The organism is Rhizobium sp. J15 (genome assembly GCF_002531825.1).
Lineage (GTDB): Bacteria > Pseudomonadota > Alphaproteobacteria > Rhizobiales > Rhizobiaceae > Rhizobium.
In genome coordinates this window covers 129,414-147,951 of the sequence record NZ_NWSX01000007.1, presented here as the reverse complement: position 1 = coordinate 147,951, position 18,538 = coordinate 129,414, and the positions used below count along the sequence as shown (strand labels likewise).

General features: G+C 63.0%; 17 protein-coding genes and 1 riboswitch. Of the genes, 11 read left to right on the top strand and 6 right to left on the bottom strand.

What is annotated here, in order from left to right:
• Window positions 1-189 precede the first annotated feature (189 nt).
• Window positions 190-1,053 carry an RNA polymerase factor sigma-32 gene (locus CO670_RS08585; RefSeq protein ID WP_018244054.1) on the top strand — a complete coding sequence of 288 codons (864 nt, stop codon included), beginning with the start codon at window positions 190-192 and terminating at the stop codon, window positions 1,051-1,053.
• 52 nt (window positions 1,054-1,105) lie between these two features.
• On the opposite strand, the gene CO670_RS08580 is transcribed toward CO670_RS08585, so the two are convergent.
• Together CO670_RS08580 and CO670_RS08575 are read right to left on the bottom strand one after the other, a co-directional pair.
• Entirely contained in the window at window positions 1,106-2,650 is a 1,545-nt protein-coding gene (locus tag CO670_RS08580; protein ID WP_088677464.1) for a M48 family metalloprotease, read from the bottom strand.
• Between the two features lie 384 nt (window positions 2,651-3,034).
• Complete coding sequence (locus tag CO670_RS08575; RefSeq protein WP_097589850.1) at window positions 3,035-4,570, bottom strand: MDR family MFS transporter; 1,536 nt, start codon at window positions 4,568-4,570, stop codon at window positions 3,035-3,037.
• Between the two features lie 116 nt (window positions 4,571-4,686).
• Here CO670_RS08575 and CO670_RS08570 point away from each other — a divergent pair, with 116 nt between their 5' ends.
• The 4 genes from CO670_RS08570 to CO670_RS08555 all read left to right on the top strand — a co-directional run bounded on the left by CO670_RS08570 (window position 4,687) and on the right by CO670_RS08555 (window position 8,502).
• Window positions 4,687-5,214, top strand: a complete 528-nt coding sequence (locus CO670_RS08570; RefSeq protein WP_097589939.1) for a MarR family winged helix-turn-helix transcriptional regulator — start codon at window positions 4,687-4,689, stop codon at window positions 5,212-5,214.
• A 58-nt stretch (window positions 5,215-5,272) separates the two neighbouring features.
• Window positions 5,273-5,929 (top strand): thiamine diphosphokinase, encoded by a 657-nt coding sequence (locus CO670_RS08565; RefSeq protein WP_176538896.1) that lies wholly within the window; start codon window positions 5,273-5,275, stop codon window positions 5,927-5,929.
• A 3-nt stretch (window positions 5,930-5,932) separates the two neighbouring features.
• Window positions 5,933-7,753: an ABC-F family ATP-binding cassette domain-containing protein gene (locus CO670_RS08560; protein ID WP_097589848.1), complete on the top strand. Its 1,821-nt coding sequence runs from the start codon at window positions 5,933-5,935 to the stop codon at window positions 7,751-7,753.
• A 119-nt stretch (window positions 7,754-7,872) separates the two neighbouring features.
• A complete protein-coding gene (locus tag CO670_RS08555; RefSeq protein ID WP_097589938.1) occupies window positions 7,873-8,502 on the top strand; it encodes a hypothetical protein in 630 nt (209 codons plus the stop codon).
• 48 nt (window positions 8,503-8,550) lie between these two features.
• Here CO670_RS08555 and CO670_RS08550 read toward each other — a convergent pair whose 3' ends face one another.
• From CO670_RS08550 to CO670_RS08540, 3 genes are all read right to left on the bottom strand, one after another.
• Window positions 8,551-8,841: a type II toxin-antitoxin system RelE/ParE family toxin gene (locus CO670_RS08550; protein ID WP_097589847.1), complete on the bottom strand. Its 291-nt coding sequence runs from the start codon at window positions 8,839-8,841 to the stop codon at window positions 8,551-8,553.
• The gene (locus CO670_RS08545; protein ID WP_097589846.1) at window positions 8,838-9,086 is read right to left on the bottom strand and encodes a type II toxin-antitoxin system ParD family antitoxin; all 249 of its coding nucleotides are present in this window, start codon (window positions 9,084-9,086) and stop codon (window positions 8,838-8,840) included. Before CO670_RS08545 ends, CO670_RS08550 begins: the two co-directional genes overlap by 4 nt.
• Window positions 9,087-9,164: 78 nt before the next feature.
• Window positions 9,165-11,015, bottom strand: coding sequence for an ABC transporter ATP-binding protein/permease (locus CO670_RS08540; protein WP_097589845.1), 1,851 nt, complete (start codon window positions 11,013-11,015; stop codon window positions 9,165-9,167).
• 155 nt (window positions 11,016-11,170) lie between these two features.
• Window positions 11,171-11,248: riboswitch (SAM riboswitch) on the top strand.
• Between the two features lie 49 nt (window positions 11,249-11,297).
• Here CO670_RS08540 and metA point away from each other — a divergent pair.
• The 6 genes from metA (at window position 11,298) to CO670_RS08510 (ending at window position 17,289) form a co-directional block, all read left to right on the top strand.
• Entirely contained in the window at window positions 11,298-12,221 is a 924-nt protein-coding gene (metA, locus tag CO670_RS08535; RefSeq protein WP_097589844.1) for a homoserine O-succinyltransferase, read from the top strand.
• A gap of 117 nt (window positions 12,222-12,338) precedes the next feature.
• On the top strand, window positions 12,339-13,361 hold the full coding sequence (locus CO670_RS08530) for an aldose epimerase family protein (protein WP_097589843.1): 1,023 nt from the start codon (window positions 12,339-12,341) through the stop codon (window positions 13,359-13,361).
• 128 nt (window positions 13,362-13,489) lie between these two features.
• On the top strand, window positions 13,490-14,263 hold the full coding sequence (locus tag CO670_RS08525; RefSeq protein ID WP_097589842.1) for a GntR family transcriptional regulator: 774 nt from the start codon (window positions 13,490-13,492) through the stop codon (window positions 14,261-14,263).
• A complete protein-coding gene (locus CO670_RS08520; RefSeq protein WP_097589841.1) occupies window positions 14,260-15,291 on the top strand; it encodes an SIS domain-containing protein in 1,032 nt (343 codons plus the stop codon). The genes CO670_RS08525 and CO670_RS08520 overlap by 4 nt, the downstream gene beginning before the upstream one ends.
• Window positions 15,291-16,442, top strand: a complete 1,152-nt coding sequence (gene nagA, locus CO670_RS08515; RefSeq protein ID WP_097589840.1) for an N-acetylglucosamine-6-phosphate deacetylase — start codon at window positions 15,291-15,293, stop codon at window positions 16,440-16,442. The genes CO670_RS08520 and nagA overlap by 1 nt, the downstream gene beginning before the upstream one ends.
• Window positions 16,443-16,560: 118 nt before the next feature.
• Window positions 16,561-17,289, top strand: coding sequence for an SIS domain-containing protein (locus CO670_RS08510; protein WP_097589839.1), 729 nt, complete (start codon window positions 16,561-16,563; stop codon window positions 17,287-17,289).
• 47 nt (window positions 17,290-17,336) lie between these two features.
• Here CO670_RS08510 and CO670_RS08505 read toward each other — a convergent pair whose 3' ends face one another.
• The gene (locus tag CO670_RS08505; protein WP_097589838.1) at window positions 17,337-18,533 is read right to left on the bottom strand and encodes an FAD-dependent oxidoreductase; all 1,197 of its coding nucleotides are present in this window, start codon (window positions 18,531-18,533) and stop codon (window positions 17,337-17,339) included.
• Window positions 18,534-18,538: the final 5 nt, after the last annotated feature.

Here is an 18,538-nt window from a genome sequence, read left to right as displayed (position 1 = left end):
CGGCAACGTGAAGAAACAGGTCCAACCCAGCCGTCTTACCGGCACATGATGAGACATAGGGCCTCCCCCTGAAAAGTCCAGGGGCGAGGCCTTTTATGCATTCAGAACCCATTCGGTCCGGACAGCGATGTTCCGGAAAGTGAGTTTTATTGTTCATTTTGGGCGAGAGGCCTGTTTCAGGAGATCGAAATGAAGAACATGTCTGCAGATCGGCGCATGATCAAAATCGCGATGGCCGCCCCCTATCTCGCCCGTCAGGAAGAACACGATCTCGCCACCCGGTGGAAGGATCACGACGACCGCGGCGCGCGCAACCAGATCGCCATGGCCCATATGCGCCTCGTCATTTCCATGGCCGGCAAGTTCCGCAATTTCGGCCTGCCGATGAGCGATCTCGTGCAGGAGGGCTATGTCGGCCTGCTGGAGGCAGCCGCTCGCTTTGAGCCCGAACGCGACGTGCGCTTTTCGACCTATGCCAGCTGGTGGATCCGGGCCTCGATCCAGGACTATATCCTGCGCAACTGGTCGATCGTGCGCGGCGGCACGAGCTCGGCGCAGAAGGCGCTGTTCTTCAATCTGCGCCGTCTGCGCGCCAAGCTTGCCAAGGGCGACACGCAGCTGACGCTGCAATCCATTCATCAGGAAATCGCCGCGGCGCTGGGCGTCAGCCTTGCCGATGTGCAGACGATGGATGCGCGGCTTTCCGGCAATGACGCGTCGCTGCAGGCGCCTTCGGTCTCCGGCGATGCGGAGAGCGCGGAGAAGATGGATTTCCTCGTCAGCGACGATCCCCTGCCGGACGAGCAGGTTTCCAACATGATCGACGGCGAGCGCCGCCGCGTCTGGCTTGCCTCGGCCCTGAAACATCTCAACGAGCGCGAGATGAAGATCATCAGCGCAAGGCGTCTGGCCGAAGACGGCGCCACGCTCGAAGAGCTCGGCGCCGATCTCGGCATTTCCAAGGAACGTGTGCGCCAGATCGAAAGCCGGGCAATGGAGAAGCTTCGCAGCGCGCTCGTCAGCGCCGACCCGCATATGGCGGCCTACGCCTGAACGTCTTTACTTTCCAGCAGCACTGACTGGCCCGGCGCGATCCGGGCCTCTTTTATTCGGCGATGATCTTGACGCGGTCGCCGGGCGAAACGGCTGCACCCGTCGGCAGGGCGTTGATGAGCTTGAAGAGATCGAGCTTCCGATCGGTGCCCATCATGCGGGCGGCAAGCGTCGAGATGTTCTCGCCCGGACGGACGGTGACGACGCGGATGCGCAGCGGCTTCAGCGAGGCGGTCTCGGCCGGCGTCATGCGCCGGAAGCTTGCGCGCAGGACGTTGGCGGTCGGTTCGAGGGCGTCGCTGCCTTTCGGGACGGCCGTCAGGAAGCGGAAGATCTGCGAATTGTTGCGGATGACGGTAACGTCGAAATCCCAGCGGTCGGCGCTTGCGCGGGCGGTCGCGGCTTCCATGCCGTTGATGGTGACCGGCTGGATGGTCGACGGATCGAGGCCGGTCACCCAGCCGCTGGAGATATAATTGGTCAGGCTCTGGTTCTGGTTGTCGGCAACGCCGTCGAAGCGGACGGCGATATCGTTCGGGCCGGTCGCCATGACCGCTTCGACCTTGTTGTCGATCTTGAAGTCCGGCGGCACGTCGAAGCGGATGCCGAGGCCGCCGTGCAGGAAGGTCTGGCCGCGGACATAGCCCTCTTCCGGGCTGTCGCCATAGAGCAGGCCGTCTATGCCGTCGAGATAATAGTCGCGCCCCTTGTCGCCGACCGAACCCTCCTGGCCGAAGGCGCGGGCGTGGGTGCGGGCGAGCTCGATGCGCTGGGCGGAATTCGGATGGCTCGACAGGAAGTCCAGGCTCTGGTCGGCCTCGGGGTCGACCGACATGAAGCGGCTGTAAGCCGCCATGGAATCGAGGAAGCGGGCGGCGGCATAGGGATCGTAGCCGGCTTCGCCGAGCATGCGCACGCCGATCACGTCGGCTTGCAGTTCCTGCTGGCGGGAGAAAGCGGCGAGCCGCAGCTTGCCGCGGGCAAGCGCCTGTTTGCCGGCAATATCGCTCGACAGGACCTCGGCGACGACGCGGCTGGCAATGACCTCGGCCTCTTCGCGCTTCTGCCGCTCGATGCCGTGGTTGGCGGTCACGTGGCCCATTTCGTGCGACAATACGGCCGCGACCTCGGAGGCGTCGTTGGCCAGCGCAAGCAGGCCGCGGGTGACGTAGAGATAGCCGCCCGGCAGCGCGAAGGCGTTGATCGCCGGCGAATTGAGGATGGTGATGCGATACGACTGGCTCGGATTTTCCGACACCGCCGTCAGCGCGCCGGCAATGCGGGCGACGAGCCGCTCGGTCTTGGCGTCCTTATATTCGCCGCCATAGCTTGCCACGATGCGCGGATGCTCGCGGGCGCCCATCGCGGCGCGCGGATCGTTCTTCTGCACTTCGTCGACGATCTGTGGATTGGAAGACGGCGACACGCTCGGCTGATAGGACTGTTCGATCAGCGACTGACAACCGTTCAGCGCGACTGCCATGGCCGAAACCAGCATCAGGCGACGCGCGAAGCGGCGCGGCGCGGAAACGGCATCACTGGAAAGCGCGGGCGATGTCCACGTCGTCAAGCAGTCCAGTCTGGTTCTCCGCATCATGTCGCTGTTTTGCCGGTTTGCCGCATGTTCGGACCGGCCGTGGCAAGGGGAATTCAACAGGTGCCTACCCCTGATCTCGCGCTGCACAAACGGCCGATACAATTCGTTGCTGTAGCTGATTTACGCATCGGTTGCATAGCGAGACTCTGTTTAAATGTGGCGGCGTTGCATTTTGGCAATGCCTCAGAGGTTGAAGTTCTCCTTCGCTCGGATGAAATTATGGCGAAAGTTCCATCACCAGGATGAGATTCGTCGGCGGCGCGGAAAAAGAACGGGCCGATTGAAGCAACCGGCCCGGAGAAGGCAATCTCGCGGGAATTTTACAACTGAGGATGGATACGGTGAATGCCGAACCTCTTCCGATGAAGCATTCCGGCGATTCGGTTATTCCGCAGCTTCCGCGGTCGGCGTTTGCGCCGTCGTCTTGCCGGCGCGAGGCAGCTGCACCGGCTTCAATAGGATTGCGACGACGAGACCGGTGACGGCGATGGCGCAGGAGGTCATGAAAAGCGGCGAGAAGGCGGCGGCATAGAGATCGGCGACGGCCTGGCGGCTGGCCTCGGGAAGGGAGGCCATCATCTTCGGCGTCAGCTGCTCGATGTCGGCGACGCCGGGAATGGAGACGCCGACCTTGCAGAGCCCGGAGGCGATGATGGCGCCATAGATGGAAATGGCGATCGAGGCGCCTCCCATGCGCGACAGCGTTACCGCGCTGGTCGCCGCACCGACGTCGCGGGCGGGTGCGGCATTCTGCACGCCGATGACGGGAACCTGCTGCGCAAGACCGATGCCGATGCCATGCAGCATCATGATGGCGCCGATCAAGGCGATCGGCGTTCCCGCGTGGACCTGCGACATCAGGGCGAAGGCAATGGCGCTGCAGGTGAGGCTTGCGATGGCGAAGGGCTTGTAGCGCCCGGTCGTCGAGATGATGCGGCCCGCGGACAGCGATCCGCAGACGAGGCCGCCGGTCAGCAGAATGAAGAGAAGGCCGGCGGCGGAGGGTGAAAGGCCGGTCGTGGTCTGCAGGAAGAGCGCGAGATAGTTGACCATGCCGATGGCGATGGCGCCGCCCATGACCGAGATCACCAGCAGCAGGCTGAAGGTCGAATTGCGAAAGAGTTGCAACGGGACGATCGGCTCCGGCGCGCGGCGCTCGACGAGTACCCAGGCGACGGCGCAGACGGCGCCGAAGGCGACGATGCCGATACTCTGCGGCGAGATCAACGCGCCGAACAATTCGCTGCTGTCGGTCGCGAGCACGATGCTCGTCGTGGTGAGCGCGAGCAGCAGCGCGCCGGCATAATCGATCTTGGGGCGGCGATGCGGCTTCCGGTAGGGCAGCATGAAGGCGAGGCCGGTGAGCACGATGAAGCCGATCGGCACGTTGACCAGGAAGATCGAGCGCCAGCCGAAGAGATCGCTCATCGTGCCGCCGAGCACCGGGCCGATCGCGCCCGACGCCATCAGCACGAGGCTGGAATAGCTTTGATAGCGCGCCCGCTCCCGCGGCTCGAAAAGGTCCGCGTTGACGGAGAAGATCGAGACCATGATGCCGCCGCCGCCAAGGCCCTGCAGCACGCGCGCGGCGATCAGCGTGTTCATCGAGACCGCAAGGCCGCAGACCGCCGAGCCGACCGTGAAGATCGCGATTGCCGTCATCATCACATATTTGCGGCCGAAGAGATCGCCGAGCTTGCCGTAGAGCGGCATGACGGCGCTGAGCGACAGGAGATAGGCCGAACCGATCCAGCCGAAGCGCTCGAGATGGCCGAATTCGCCGACAATGGTCGGCAGCGCCGTGGAAACGATCTGATTATCAAGCGTCGCCATGAACATGGCCGTCATCAGGAAGAAGAAGAGGATGAGCCGGCGACGGGGATCCGTCACGAGCGGCGCAGGCGCGAGTTGCATGTCCATGGGGATGACAATCCGGTTTGAGGTGTCTTTATGTGCTATTAGCATACAATTGTCAATGGCACATGAATGACACCAGCATATTCATTTTCCGAGTCCGCTCTGTTATGGTCCTATTGATGAATGAAGCGATGACGAAGAACCTGTCGAAAAGCCCGGCCGATCCGGACGGCGAAAACGTGCCGCGCATCGGCCGGAGCATGGCGCGCATGCGGCTGATGACCGGACGGCGGCTGATCGGACGGCTGGCGATCCAGAGTGCGGCGCCGGGCCTGGAGCTTTCGCATCTCGATGTGCTCGATGCCGTGCGCAGGGCGCAGCCGGCCGGTGAGGTCACGGTCGGCATGATCGCCGAGATGCTGCGCATCGATCCGTCACGGGCAAGCCGGGTGGTGGCCGAGATGGTCGGGCGCAACGTGCTGCGCCGCGAGGCCTCGCAGGCCGATGCGCGGCGGATCGTCGTGGTCATCACGCCGGCCGGCCAGGACCTGCTTGCCGCGATCCTCACGCAGAAACTGGCGATCATCTCCGAGATCGTCTCCGACTGGCCGGATGAGGATGTCGAACGTTTCGCGGCGCTTTTCGAGCGTTTCATCGGCGGTTACGAGGCGGTCTTCCTGTCGCGCGACAAGGATACGCCGGGCTGAGGCGAGCCTGCCGATCCTTCGGCCCCTTCCCCTCGACCCCCCGTTTGCGCTAAGGGCAATGCCCATGAGCCAATCCACCTTCACCATTCTGCTCGGCGGCGAACTCAGCCTGACGGAGCGCCTGCGCCATGTCGTCGGCGGCAGCCGTTTCATCGCTGCCGACGGCGGCATGCGGCATGCGGCGGCCCTCGGTGTCACGCCGGAGCTCTGGGTCGGCGATTTCGATTCGACGCCGCCCGATCTGGACAACGCATTTCCCCACGTGCCGAAACAGCCTTATCCCGCGGCAAAGGCGGCGACGGACGGCGAAATCGCGGTGTCGGAAGCGATTGCGCGGGGCGCCCGGCGTCTCGTCCTCGCCGGCGCGCTCGGCGGCGAACGCTCCGATCATGCGCTTCAGCACCTGCTGTCGGCCGTCAGCCTTGCCGAAGAAGGTTTCGACGTGCTGCTGACCTCCGGCAGGGAAGAGGCCGTGCCGCTGCTTGCCGGCACGATCGAACTGGACCTTCCCAAGGGCAGCCTGTTTTCAGTTCCCGGTTTCAGCGAGCTGAAGGGACTTTCCATCGAGAATGCGCGTTATCCGCTGACAGATTTTCATCTGCCTTTCGGCTCGTCGCGCACCATTTCCAATGTCGCGGAAGGCAAGGTTCGTTTTTCGCTTGGCAGCGGCCGGGCGATCGTGCTTGCCCGACCCTATGATCTTTCCGGAGTCTGATTTTTGGCCCCTCCCATTCTGAAACTCGACGATATTTTCCTGAGCTTCGGCGGTGCGCCGCTGCTGGCGGGCGCGTCCCTGCAGGTCGAGCCCGGCGACAAGATCTGCCTCGTCGGGCGCAACGGCTCGGGAAAATCGACGCTGCTGAAGATCGCCGCCAGCCTGGTCGAGGCGCAGTCCGGCGAGGTTTTCCGCCATCCGTCCTCGACGGTGCGTTATCTCGAACAAGCGCCGGATTTTGCCGGCTTCAGCACGGTTCAGGCCTATGCCGAAGCCGGGCTCGGGCCGGGGGACGATCCCTATCGCGTCACCTACCTTCTGTCCCATCTCGGACTGACCGGCGAGGAAGATCCGAAAAACCTTTCCGGCGGTGAATCGCGCCGGGCAGCCCTTGCCCGCGTGCTGGCGCCGGAACCCGACATTCTCCTGCTCGACGAGCCGACCAACCATCTCGATCTGCCGACCATCGAATGGCTGGAAGGCGAGCTGCAGAAAACCCGCAGCGCTCTGGTGCTGATCTCGCACGACCGGCGTTTCCTCGAAAAGGTCTCGACGGCGACCGTCTGGCTCGACCGCGGCACGTCGCGCCGGCTCGACAGGGGGTTTGGGCATTTCGAAGCCTGGCGCGATCAGGTGCTGGAGGCCGAGGAGCTGGAGCAGCACAAGCTCGGCAAGGCGATCGAGCGCGAGGAACACTGGCTGCGCTACGGCGTCACGGCGCGGCGCAAGCGCAATATGCGCCGCCTCGGCGAGCTGCAGACGATGCGTTCGCAGTATCGCGGCCACAAGGGGCCGCAGGGCACCGTGCAGGCGACGGCTTCGGACGCGCAGGAATCCGGCAAGCTGGTCATCGAGGCCGACAAGGTCACCAAGAGCTTCGGCGACCGCGCGATCGTTGCGCCCTTCTCGATCCGGGTGCATCGCGGCGATCGCATCGGCCTGGTCGGGCCGAACGGCGCCGGCAAGACGACCCTCCTGAAGATGCTGACTGCGCAGCTTTCTCCCGACAGCGGCACGGTGAAGCTCGGCACCAATCTGGAGATCGCTACTCTCGACCAGAAGCGCGAGGATCTCGATCCCGAGGATACGCTCGCCAATTACCTGACCGACGGGCGCGGCGAAAACCTGCTCGTCAACGGCGAGCAGCGCCATGTCACCGGCTACATGAAGGAATTCCTGTTCCAGCCGGAACAGGCGCGCACGCCGATCAGGAGCCTCTCAGGCGGCGAGCGCGCTCGGCTGATGCTGGCGCGCATTCTCTCGCGTCCGGCAAACCTGTTGATCCTCGACGAACCGACCAACGATCTCGACATCGAGACGCTCGACCTCCTGCAGGAAATCGTCGCCGGTTTTCCCGGCACCGTCATCCTCGTCAGCCACGACCGCGATTTCCTCGACCGCACCGTGACGTCGACGATCGCGCCGGCCGTGCCGGATGCGCCCGACGGCCGGTGGATCGAATATGCCGGCGGCTACACAGATATGCTGGCGCAGCGCAAGGGCGCGCTCGAAGAGCGCAGGAAGGCCGAGAAGGCGGCGGAGAAGCCGAAGGCGCAGGAGGCAGCGCCTTCCGGCGGCGGCTCGAAGGGCAAGCTTTCCTTTAAGCAGAAATTCGCGCTCGAAAACCTGCCCAAGGAGATGGCCAAGGCCGAAGCCGAGATCGCCAAGCGCGAACAGGTGATGGCCGATCCCAACCTCTTCACCCGCGATCCCGCAGCCTTCAACCGGCTGGCCGCCGAGATGGAGAAGCTGCGTGCCGGCCTCACGAAGATGGAAGAGGAATGGCTGGAGCTCGAAATGCTGCGGGAGGAGCTGGAGGGCTGAGCCCTTCCCAGCTTCGACGGCTCACCTTTCCTTGATTCGCCAGTGTATCGTCGTGCGGCATAAGGTGCCGTCCGGCAGCCGGGGATATGCCGATCGCAATGGCGACCAAGGAAGATCATATGTCTAGCAAGCCTCATTCCCATTTTTTCAAAACACTTGCCGCCGGCAGCTTCGCTGCGCTCGCCCTGTTGCAGGCGGCCGATGCGCAGGATGGTGAGCGCACTCGCGTTCGCGGCGCGATCGAAAGCCTCAGCGGCGATAGGCTCGTCGTCAGGACGCGCGAAGGCGGCGATGCGACCATCGCGCTGAAAGCCGGCTGGAAGGTCGCGGGCGTCAGGCGGGCCTCGGTCGAGGATATCAAGCCCGGCGATTTCGTCGGCGTGGCCTCGCTTCCGAAGGGCAGCGGCCCGGATGGGGCGATCGAAGTGCTGATCTTTCCGGCGTCGATGAAGGGGACCGGCGAGGGCAACCGTCCCTGGGATGCGCAGCCGAACAGCCAGATGACCAACGCAACCGTCAGCAATGCGGTCAAATCGGTCGACGGCCACACGATCACCCTGACCTATCAGGGCAAGGAAAAGATTATCACCATCGCTGACGCAACGCCGATCGTCACTCTGGCGCCCGCGACCAAGGATGATCTGAAGGCCGGCGCCGGCGTCATCGTCACCGGCGAGAAGGCGGCGGATGGCAGCATTTCAGCCAGCCAGGTCGCCGTCGGCCTCAACGGCATCACGCCGCCGATGTGACGGGCCGGCAAAGGCTCCTGCAGTTCTAGGCCAAAGGCTCCTGCAGTTCTAGGCGAAGAGGCTTTGCCAGTCTTCTCGCCCGTGCAGCACGCGAACAATCAGGATGTCTTCCTCGCGGATCAGGTAGGCGATTATATGCGCATGATGAGGATGAAGCCGCATCGGCGGGTTCAATTCACGGCGCTCACGAACCATGCGTGGATTGCGGGCGAGCAATTCAAAAGTGCTGAAGAGGTCTTCGATGTATCGTTCTGACTGCCGTACGCCGAACTGGTCGGCACCGCGAACATAAATTTCGGCGATGTCCTGATCCGCTTCGACGGTTTTGCGGTATTTCATACGCGGCGCTGAGCCAGCCGTTCACGTGCAATTTGAAGGATATCTTCCTTGGAGCGATCACTGACGCCGCTTTCCAACCCCTCCGTGATCAAGCGTTGCAATTCCGCCAGTTTATCCGAACGCTCTTGGTCGCGTCGTATGAGGTCGCGAACATAGTCGCTCGCATTGCTGTAACGACCAGTTTTGGTTTGAGAATCGACCCATTCCTTCATCGGATCGGGCAGGGAAACATTCATCGTCGCCATATCAATTACCTCGCCCAGCCATTATGGCATAGTTTGCCAAAATTTGCACCGTTTTTGCTATACTGGCGAAGCGCTGTTCTAGAGCGCCGGCGCGGGAACGGCGGCGGTGCCCGCACTGGCGCTGGCGCCGGTCTGGACCACGGGCGGTGCTTCGGATTTTGCCGCCAGGGCCTGCAGATGCAGGACGCGGGGCTGCAGGGTCTCGAGATAGGTTTCCGAGCGGCCGATATAGATCATGCTGGTATCAGGCATGGAGGTCAGCACACTGCACATGGTTTCCTGCCATTCCGGCTCCATGCCCTCAAGCACTTCATCGAAGACGATCCAGCGCGGGCGCACGAGAAGCAGCCGGGCAAAGCCGATCGCCTTCTGTTCGTCACCATCGAGCAGCTTGTCCCAGCGGGCGCGGGTATCGAGCCTTGCGATCAGCGAGTGCAGGCCGGCCTTTTCGAGAGCCGCCTCGACGGCTGCTTTCTCATAGGCATCGGGGCTTTCCGGGAAGGCCAGCGCTTCGCGCAGCGTTCCGCCGGGGACATAGGCGATCTGCGGAACGAACAGCATGTCGTCGGCCGGCGGCAGGCCCATCGTGCCGCTGCCGCATGGCCAGAGGCCGGCCATCGCTTGGAACAAGAGCTTGCGATTGACGCTGTGATCGCCGTTAATCATGATTTTTTCGCCGGCCTTGATCACGACATCGGTTTCGCGCAGGCGGAAGCCGCCGCATTCTTCGATGTCTTCGCCGATCTTGGCATTGATTACCACATCCTTCAGCGTCAGCGTGTCGGGCGCAGTGTTCTCATAGGCGATGCTGCCCTTCACATCGAAGTCCTCGTCCATGTCGAGCAGGGCCTGGCGGAAATCGGTGACGCGCATCAGCGTGGCGCGCCATTCGGCGATCGGGCCGAAATTGGCGACGTACCAGCGCAGCGCCGTGTTGACCTGGTTGAAGGCGCCGACCGACATCATCAGCTGGCCGAGAGTGAGGCCGCCGGAGAAATAGGCGGGCGCTGCGACGATGATCGGAATGACGATCACCAGCCAGCCGTAGCCGGCCGACACCCAGGTGAGGTTGGTATTGGCCATGGCGAGCCGCTTGACGACCCGCAGCACCGAACTGATGTCGGTGTTGATGCGCCGGCGCTCGTTCTCCTCGCCGCGGGCGACGGTGATCGCCGGCATGTTCTCGTTGGCATGCATCAGGGTGAAGCGAAGCTCGGCCTCTTTCGAGAAGCGGTCGGCATTGAGCTTCACCAGCTTGCGGCCGACGACCTGGCTCAGCACCGAGGCGGAGGCAGCGTAGAAAATCGCCGCCCAGACCATGTAGCCCGGAATGGAGAAGCTGTGGCCGCTGATGTGGAAGATGAAGCCGCTCGACAGCTCCCAGAGCACGCCGATGAAGCTCACCAGAAGAATGGTCGATTGCAGCAGGCCGAGCACGAGGCCCGTCGTGCTTTCGGCGAGGTTGCGGGAATCCTCATGCAGACGCTGGTCCGGATTGACGCCGATCAGGCCGCTGGAGGCGAGCCGCAGCGCCCGCTTGCGCTTCAGCCACTGATCGACGAGATCGCGCGACAGGCCCTCGCGCATATAGAGCGCGGTCATCTGGTTCAGCCAGGCCTGCAGCACGTTGAGCAGCAGCAGCGTGCCGGCGATCATCGCGAAGATTTCGAGCTGATGGAAGAATTCGCCGAGGTCGCGGCGTTCGAGCGAATCGTAGAACGGGGCGTTCCACTCGTTGAGAATCACCTGGCCATAGGCGGTCGCCAGGATGACGAGGATCAGCACGGTCGCCAGAAACAGCACCTTGCCACGCACTTCAGAATTCCAGAATGCTGAGAACATCACTCCGAGGCGATATGTCAGGCTGAAATCATACCCTACCCCATCCTGCCTTCGAATGCCCGGCCTCCCCTTGCTTTTATCTGCCATCACGCTTTTCCAACACCGCCCATACCCCTCATTATTAACATGGTGGCGTTACCGGTCTATCAACAGATTCTATCAGTCATTAAACTGTGATGATGCTTGCACGGGCCGCCTGCCCATGCATTCGGCAGTTGATTCGTCGCCCGACTGGGGCTAATTAGACACTCCGTGGTGATTTGGCCGGCCGGCTTGCAGCCACGTTAAAAAATTCGCTAAAGGGCCGCGTGCGGACCGGTAGCGATTTTTTGTCGCCGCCGGTTTTTTGTTTTTGATCGAGTGACCGCAATGCCCATCAAGATCCCCGATACGCTGCCCGCCTTCGAAACCCTGGTTCAAGAGGGTGTGCGGGTGATGACCGAGACGATGGCGATCCGTCAGGATATAAGACCGCTGCAGATCGGGCTGCTCAACCTGATGCCGAACAAGATCAAGACCGAAGTGCAGATGGCGCGTCTCGTCGGCGCCTCGCCGCTGCAGGTGGAACTGTCTCTCATCCGCATCGGCGGGCACAAGGCGAAGAACACCTCCGAAGATCACCTGCTTGCCTTCTACCAGACCTGGGAGGAAGTAAAGCAGCGCAAATTCGACGGCTTCATCATCACCGGCGCGCCGATCGAGCTCCTGCCCTATGAGGACGTCACCTATTGGTCAGAGATGCGGGAGATTCTCGACTGGACGGAAACCAACGTCCATTCGACGATGAACGTCTGCTGGGGCGCGATGGCGGCGATCTATCACTTCCACGGCGTTCCCAAGTACGAGCTCAAGGAGAAGGCCTTCGGCGTCTACCGCCACCGGAACCTCAAGCCCTCCTCGATCTATCTCAACGGTTTCTCCGACAATTTCGAGGTGCCGGTATCGCGCTGGACCGAGGTACGGCGCGCCGATATCGAGAAATCGGACAGCCTGGAGATCCTGATGGAATCCAGCGAGATGGGCGTCTGCCTCGTGCACGAGAAGCGAGGCCGGCGGCTCTATATGTTCAACCACGTCGAATATGATTCCACCTCGCTCTCCGACGAGTATTTCCGCGACGTCAATGCCGGCGTGCCGATCAAGATGCCGCACAATTACTTTCCGCATAACGATCCCGCACTTCCGCCGCAGAACCGCTGGCGCAGCCATGCGCATCTCCTGTTCGGCAACTGGATCAACGAGATCTATCAGACGACGCCCTACGACGTCGAAGAGATCGGCATGGACCTCTGAGCGGCGTTTCTTTCCGATCTGCCCGGTTGCGGTTTGGAGCAAATGCGGGCAGGTTCCGGTCCGAACCCTATAGCGCCGCGCGTCTTTATCGAACGCGCATAGAATGGACGGTCGATCATGTCGGATAAGTTGGAGCGGGAAGTTTTCGGGCAGACGAAGGCGGGCGAGACCGTCCACCGTGTCGTCATCAAGGGCGGCGGGCTGACGGCCAAGATCATCACCTGGGGCGCGGTCATTCAGGATCTGCGCCTCGAAGGACATGATGCGCCGCTGCAGCTCGGTTTCGAGGATTTCGACAGCTACCCGCTCTATTCGGCCTATTTCGGCGCGACCCCCGGCCGCTGCGCCAACCGCGTCGGCGGCGGCAGGTTCACGCTCGACGGCATGAATTATCAGCTCGAGCCGAATGAAAACGGCGTCACGCATCTGCACGGCGGCAGCGACAACATCGCCAAGCGCAACTGGACGATCGTCGAGCACGATGTCGACCGCCTGGTGATGAAGATCGTCGATCCCGACGGCCGCGCCGGCTACCCCGGCAATTGCACCATCCAGGCGACGTTCTGGGTGCACGGCAACGGCGAACTGTCGATCATTTATGAATCGACCAGCGATCAGCCGACGCTCGCCAATGTCTGCCAGCACGCCTATTTCAATCTCGACGGCCGCGAGGACGCGCTCGGCCATGACATCATGATCGCAGCCGATCACTATCTGCCGACCGACGAGAAGCAGGTGCCGACCGGCGAGATCCGTTCCGTCGCCGGCACGGAGTTCGATTTCCGCGAAATGGCGCCGATGAAGCGTTTCGTCGGCAGCGAGCAGGCGCTGTACGATCATAATTTCTGCCTGTCGGCCGAACGCACCGCCAAGCGCAGCGTCGTGCTTGCCCGCAGCCTCTATTCGGGCGTGTCGCTGGAGGTGCGCAGCACCGAGCCGGGCGTGCAGTTTTATGCCGGCTTCAAGCTCAACACAGGGGCTCCCGGCCTCGGCGGGCGCAAATACGGCCCGTTCGCCGGCTTTTGCCTGGAGACGCAGGTCTGGCCGGATGCCATCAATCATGAAGGTTTTCCGAATGCGATCCTGCGCCCGGGCGAGGTGCTGCGCCAGGAGACGGATTATATCTTCACCAAGAGCTGAGCGTCCTCGGGACGCACGGCTGTCGAATTTCACCGCTATGAACCCTCTCCGGTCCGGAGAGGGTTTTTTCTTGTCGGCAGCCGATTTGGCCTTGTCGATTGGTTCTAAATAGGTTCTATTGTGTCCCCATGGATAGAACCAGTCTGATAGCGGAACTGAGCAGGCGCGGGCTGCGCGACGAAGCTCTGACCGGCCCGCTCTACAAGCGGCTGGCGCAGGCGCTGACCAGCCTCATTCAGGAAGGCCTGCTGAAGCCCGGCACGGCGCTGCCGGGTGAGCGTGATCTCGCCGAGGCCCTGAAGCTCGGCCGCGTCACCGTGCGCACCGCCTATCGCGATCTGATGACTTCAGGCGCACTGGAATCGCGCCACGGAAGCGGTACTTTCGTATCGAGCAAGGTCGAGCGGATGGAACAGTCGCTCTGGCGACTCTCCTCCTTCTCCGCCGACATGCGCTCACGCGGGCGTCTGCCGGCCGCACGGATATTGTCGCGGGAGGTCAACACGCCGTCGCCGGAGGAATCCTTCCTGCTCGGTCTCGGCAGCGACGAGCCGGTTCTGAGGCTCGACCGGCTGCGCCTCGCGGACGGACTGCCGCTGGCGATCGAGCGGGCCGTGGTGCCGGTCAAGTTCCTCGGCGGCGATGCCGGCGGCGAAGGATCGCTCTACGACGCGCTGGCGGCGAACGGCCATCGGCCGGTGCGCGCGCTGCAACGGCTGACCGCCGTGACGCTCGATGCGTCCTACGCCGCGATGCTGAACGTCAAGGCTGGCGCGCCGGCGCTCCTGATCGAACGTGTTTCGCGCCTGGAAGATCAGCGCGTCGTCGAATACACCCGCTCGCATTATCGCGGCGATGCCTATGATTTCGTTGCAGAATTGAGAATTGGAGATGAACCATGAGTGAAAACCAGTCGCTGATGCTGCAGGAAGCCGGCCAATCGCCGGAGGTGGTGGCCACGCTTCTCGAGAAGGAAAAACCGGTCTTTGACGAGATCGCCCGGCTGTTTTCGTCGACCCGCCCGAGCGTGGTGACGACGGCGGCGCGCGGTTCCTCGGACCATGCCGCCACCTTCTTCAAATATCTCTTCGAAATCAGCTGCGGCGTTCCGGTCGCATCGGTCGGCCCGTCGATCGCTTCCGTCTATGGCGCTGCCCTTCACCTGAAGGGCGGCGTGCATTTCACCGTTTCGCAGTCGGGTGCGAGCCCCGATATCGTGGCGCTGCAGGAGGCGGCGAAGAAGGGCGGGGCGACGACGATCGCCGTCGTCAACGTCACCGACAGCCCGCTCGCCAAGCAGGCGGATATCGTTCTCGGCCTCAATGCCGGCGCGGAAAAGAGCGTCGCGGCGACGAAATCCTTCATCGCCTCCGTCGCCGCCCTTTCCGGCGTGACGGCTGCGATCGGCGGCGCGTCCGGGCTGCAGGCCGCGCTCGCCAAGCTGCCGGAGGCGCTTTCGGCGACCGCGGGAATCGATACGGCGGCGGCCGAGGAGGTGCTCTTCAACGCGACCTCGCTCTATACGGCCGGCCGTGGCCCGGCCTTCGCGATTGCGCTCGAAGCGGCGCTGAAGGCCAAGGAAACCTCCGGCGTGCATGCCGAGGCCTTTTCGCTGGCGGAATTGATGCATGGCCCGATGCGTCTGGTGCAGCCGGGCTTTCCGATCGTCGCCTTCGCGCCTGATGATGCGGCCTTCGACAATAACGGCAAGGCGCTGGAGCGGCTGCAGAAGCTCGGCGCCACCACCGTCGGCTTCTCGGCCCAGCCGCTTTCCGGCATCAATCTGCGCGTGCCGACGACGGGCAACGGCCTCCTCGATCCGCTGGTATCGCTGCTCGTCTATTACCGGCTGATCGAGTCGGTGACGCGCCGCAAGGGCTTCGATCCCGACCGGCCGGCCAACCTGCTCAAGGTGACGGAGACGGTCTGATGATCCGCAAGATCTTCATCGGCGCCCGCATCTTCGACGGCGAGCGCTTCCATGACGACAAAGCGCTCGTCGTTGCCGGCGGCCGCGTCGAAGCAATCGTTTCAGGCAACGATCTGCCAGCCGGCGAGACGGTGACGCTTGCGGGCGGCATCCTGTCGGCCGGCTTCATCGATGCGCAGGTCAATGGCGGCGGCGGCCGGATGCTGAACGACGAACCGTCAGCCGCCTCGATGGACATCATCGCCGGCGGGCACCGGCCCTATGGCACGACCTCGCTGCTGCCGACGCTGATTACCGATACGTCAGAGGCATCGGCTGCCGCCATCGAAGCGGCGAAGGAGGCCGTCAAGGCCAACCGCGGCGTCGCCGGTCTGCATCTCGAAGGCCCGCATCTCGCACCCGCGCGCAAAGGCGCCCACCTCGCCGAACTGATGCGGCCGGTCGAGGATCGCGACGTCAAGGCCTTCATTCAGGCGCGCGAAGCGATCGGCACGCTGCTCGTCACCATTGCCGCCGAGCAGGTGACGGTCGCCCAGGTGCGCGCGCTTGCCGAAGCCGGCGTCACCGTCAGCATCGGCCATTCCGATTGTTCGAGCAAGGCGGCGGAAGACCGTTTCGATGCAGGCGCGCGGGGCGTGACACATCTCTTCAACGCGATGAGCCAGATGGGGCATCGCGCCCCCGGCCTCGTCGGCGCGGCGATCGACCATCCCTCGACCTGGTGCGGCGTCATCGCCGACGGCCATCACGTCGATCCCAAGGCCTTGCGCACGGCGTTGCGGGCCAAGCGCGGGGAAGGCAAGCTGTTCTTCGTCACCGATGCGATGTCGCTCGTCGGCTCGGAAAAGGATTCGTTTACGCTGAACGGCCGCACCGTCCGGCGCGAAAGGGGCGGTTTCTGCTCGAAGCTGGTGCTTTCCGATGGCACGCTCGCCGGCTCCGATGTCGATATGATTTCGGCGATCCGCTACGGCGTCACCTATCTCGACCTGACGCTCGCCGAGGCTCTACGCATGGCGACCCTCTATCCCGCGCGCTTCCTGCGGCTTGCCGATCGCGGCCAGCTCTCGCCGGGCGCGCGCGCCGATCTCGTCCATCTCACCGATGCCCTGACCGTTACCGCCACCTGGCTTGCCGGCGAGGCGGCCTGACATCAAGAGCGGTTCCGCTTCCAACGAAGCACAGAACCGCTCTAACCTTTTGCTTTTACGCAATTCCGGATGGAAAACCGCTTCGCACTTTTCCGGGAATTGCTTTGGGAGACCTGGGATGACTGCGATCACGGATGCCTATTTCTCCAATCTGATCGGCCGGCTGGAGACGCTGAAGCAGGCACTTGCCGAACCGATGGCGCAGGCGGCGGCGGTGATCCTCGATGCTGCCCGCGGCGACAAGCGCGTCTATGTCTTCGGCACCGGCCATTCGCATATGCTGGCGGAGGAGGTGCATTATCGCGCCGGCGGGCTCGCCTTCACCGTGCCGGTACTGGTCGGATCGGCGATGCTGCACGAGGGCGCGGTCATCAGCTCGGTCTATGAGCGGACTCAGGGCCTCGTGCGGCCGATGCTGGAGCGATACGGCATGCAGCCGGGCGACGTCATCATCATTGCTTCGAATTCGGGCGTAAACGCCGCGCCGATCGAGGCCGCCGACTATGCGCATGAAATCGGTGCTAGGGTGATCGCCATCACCTCGATCGCCTATTCCACGGCGATCGCCAATGGCCGCCGGCGGCTTTCCGAGGTCGCCGATATCGTGCTCGACAACGGACTGCCGCCCGGCGACGCCGTCGTCGATCTCGAAGGCACCGGCCTTCGGGTCGGGCCGGTCTCGACGGCGGTCGGGGTGACGGTCATCAATGCGATCTTCGCCGAAGTCGCCTCCGAGCTTTCCAAGTCAGGCGATGCGCCTGTTTATCTCAGCGCCAACATGCCCGGGGCCGCCGAGATCAACCAGAAGCTCGTCAAGAAATACCGGCCGCGCAACCCGCATCTCTGAGCCGGATAAAAGGGCTGCCGCTGTCGCAAGCACGGTTCATGACGCGATCAAGCGGCCAGAATGGAGCTGACCATGCGGGCAGTCCGCGGTGCCAGCGTCAAACCGATATGCCCGTGTCCAAAAGCAAACACGACGTCCCTTCCTCCTTTTGAAGGCCGGATGACGGGAACGGAATCGGGCATGGAAGGACGGAAACCCATCCAGCTCCGACTTGGTTCACCAAGCGTTGGGAAAATCCTGCGCGCATTTGCAAGCAACACTTGGAGGCGCCTCGGGTTCGAAGGAGCGGTAATGCCGCCGAGCTCCACAGTCCCGGCCACGCGCAAGCGGCCACGCATCGGGCAAAAGTAAAATCCATGATGCGTCGGGCATACCGGCCGTTCCACCGGCAGCGTTTCCATATCGAACTCGAGATGATAACCCCGCTCAGTATCCAGCAGGACCCGCTCTCCAAGCTGCAGAGCCAGCCCGCGGGAATGTGCCCCGGCGGCGATCACCGCCGCTCGGGCATGAATGCTGTGGGCTGAAGCCAGCATCCTCACTCCATTCCGCTGACGCAAAATAGTCGTCACGGAGTCTCGGACGAACTCGACCCCCGCTTGTCTGGCGGCGGCTTCCATCACGCTCATGACCTGGCCGGGATCGGTGAAGTTTATCGCCTTTGGAAAGAAAAGCCCTCCGCCATGGACCTGCGGCAGCCGGGGCTCGAGGCTTTGCACTTCCTCGGGAGTGAGAAGCTGCTGCCCTATCCCGTAGTTTCGGCGAAGCTCGACATCCGAAGCGGCCGCCTTGAAGGCCTCGGGTGTTTGGTAGAGATAGAGGCATCCTTTCGCGCTCAAGAGATCGGATGCGCCGATTTCCGCTGCGAGTTCGAGCCATTCCGATGAAGCGTCGGACAGAAGATCGGCGATGCGGCTCGTATTGTCTCTGTATCTGTGAGGGAGGGATTCGTAGGCAAAACGCACCAGCCATGGAAATAACGTCGGCAAAGCGGCCTTGCGGATGGATAAAGGGCTGTCGGAATTCAGAAGCAGCGCGGCCAGGTTTTTAAGGACAGCGGGCGTGCCGACGGGAATGATCGCATAATCGGCGATCGTTCCGGCATTGCCGTAGGATGCGCCCGAACCGGGTTTGTTCGGTTCGATCAGCACGACATCGCGACCGTCGGCACGCAGCCGCAGAGCGGTTGCCACGCCGATCACACCGCCGCCGATGACGGCGATATCTGTTGTGAGCTTGTTCATCGGAT

What these genes read in the sequence shown, in the direction of transcription:
- CO670_RS08540 (WP_097589845.1), bottom strand. Translation starts at nt 11,015, where the DNA reads ATGGCAGATAAAAGCAAGGGGAGGCCGGGCATTCGAAGGCAGGATGGG.
- CO670_RS08565 (WP_176538896.1), top strand. Translation starts at nt 5,273, where the DNA reads ATGCCCATGAGCCAATCCACCTTCACCATTCTGCTCGGCGGCGAACTC.
- CO670_RS08580 (WP_088677464.1), bottom strand. Translation starts at nt 2,650, where the DNA reads ATGATGCGGAGAACCAGACTGGACTGCTTGACGACGTGGACATCGCCC.
- CO670_RS08570 (WP_097589939.1), top strand. Translation starts at nt 4,687, where the DNA reads ATGAATGAAGCGATGACGAAGAACCTGTCGAAAAGCCCGGCCGATCCG.
- metA (WP_097589844.1), top strand. Translation starts at nt 11,298, where the DNA reads ATGCCCATCAAGATCCCCGATACGCTGCCCGCCTTCGAAACCCTGGTT.
- CO670_RS08545 (WP_097589846.1), bottom strand. Translation starts at nt 9,086, where the DNA reads ATGGCGACGATGAATGTTTCCCTGCCCGATCCGATGAAGGAATGGGTC.
- CO670_RS08575 (WP_097589850.1), bottom strand. Translation starts at nt 4,570, where the DNA reads ATGGACATGCAACTCGCGCCTGCGCCGCTCGTGACGGATCCCCGTCGC.
- CO670_RS08530 (WP_097589843.1), top strand. Translation starts at nt 12,339, where the DNA reads ATGTCGGATAAGTTGGAGCGGGAAGTTTTCGGGCAGACGAAGGCGGGC.
- CO670_RS08510 (WP_097589839.1), top strand. Translation starts at nt 16,561, where the DNA reads ATGACTGCGATCACGGATGCCTATTTCTCCAATCTGATCGGCCGGCTG.
- CO670_RS08525 (WP_097589842.1), top strand. Translation starts at nt 13,490, where the DNA reads ATGGATAGAACCAGTCTGATAGCGGAACTGAGCAGGCGCGGGCTGCGC.
- CO670_RS08550 (WP_097589847.1), bottom strand. Translation starts at nt 8,841, where the DNA reads ATGAAATACCGCAAAACCGTCGAAGCGGATCAGGACATCGCCGAAATT.
- CO670_RS08555 (WP_097589938.1), top strand. Translation starts at nt 7,873, where the DNA reads ATGTCTAGCAAGCCTCATTCCCATTTTTTCAAAACACTTGCCGCCGGC.
- CO670_RS08505 (WP_097589838.1), bottom strand. Translation starts at nt 18,533, where the DNA reads ATGAACAAGCTCACAACAGATATCGCCGTCATCGGCGGCGGTGTGATC.
- CO670_RS08520 (WP_097589841.1), top strand. Translation starts at nt 14,260, where the DNA reads ATGAGTGAAAACCAGTCGCTGATGCTGCAGGAAGCCGGCCAATCGCCG.
- CO670_RS08585 (WP_018244054.1), top strand. Translation starts at nt 190, where the DNA reads ATGAAGAACATGTCTGCAGATCGGCGCATGATCAAAATCGCGATGGCC.
- nagA (WP_097589840.1), top strand. Translation starts at nt 15,291, where the DNA reads ATGATCCGCAAGATCTTCATCGGCGCCCGCATCTTCGACGGCGAGCGC.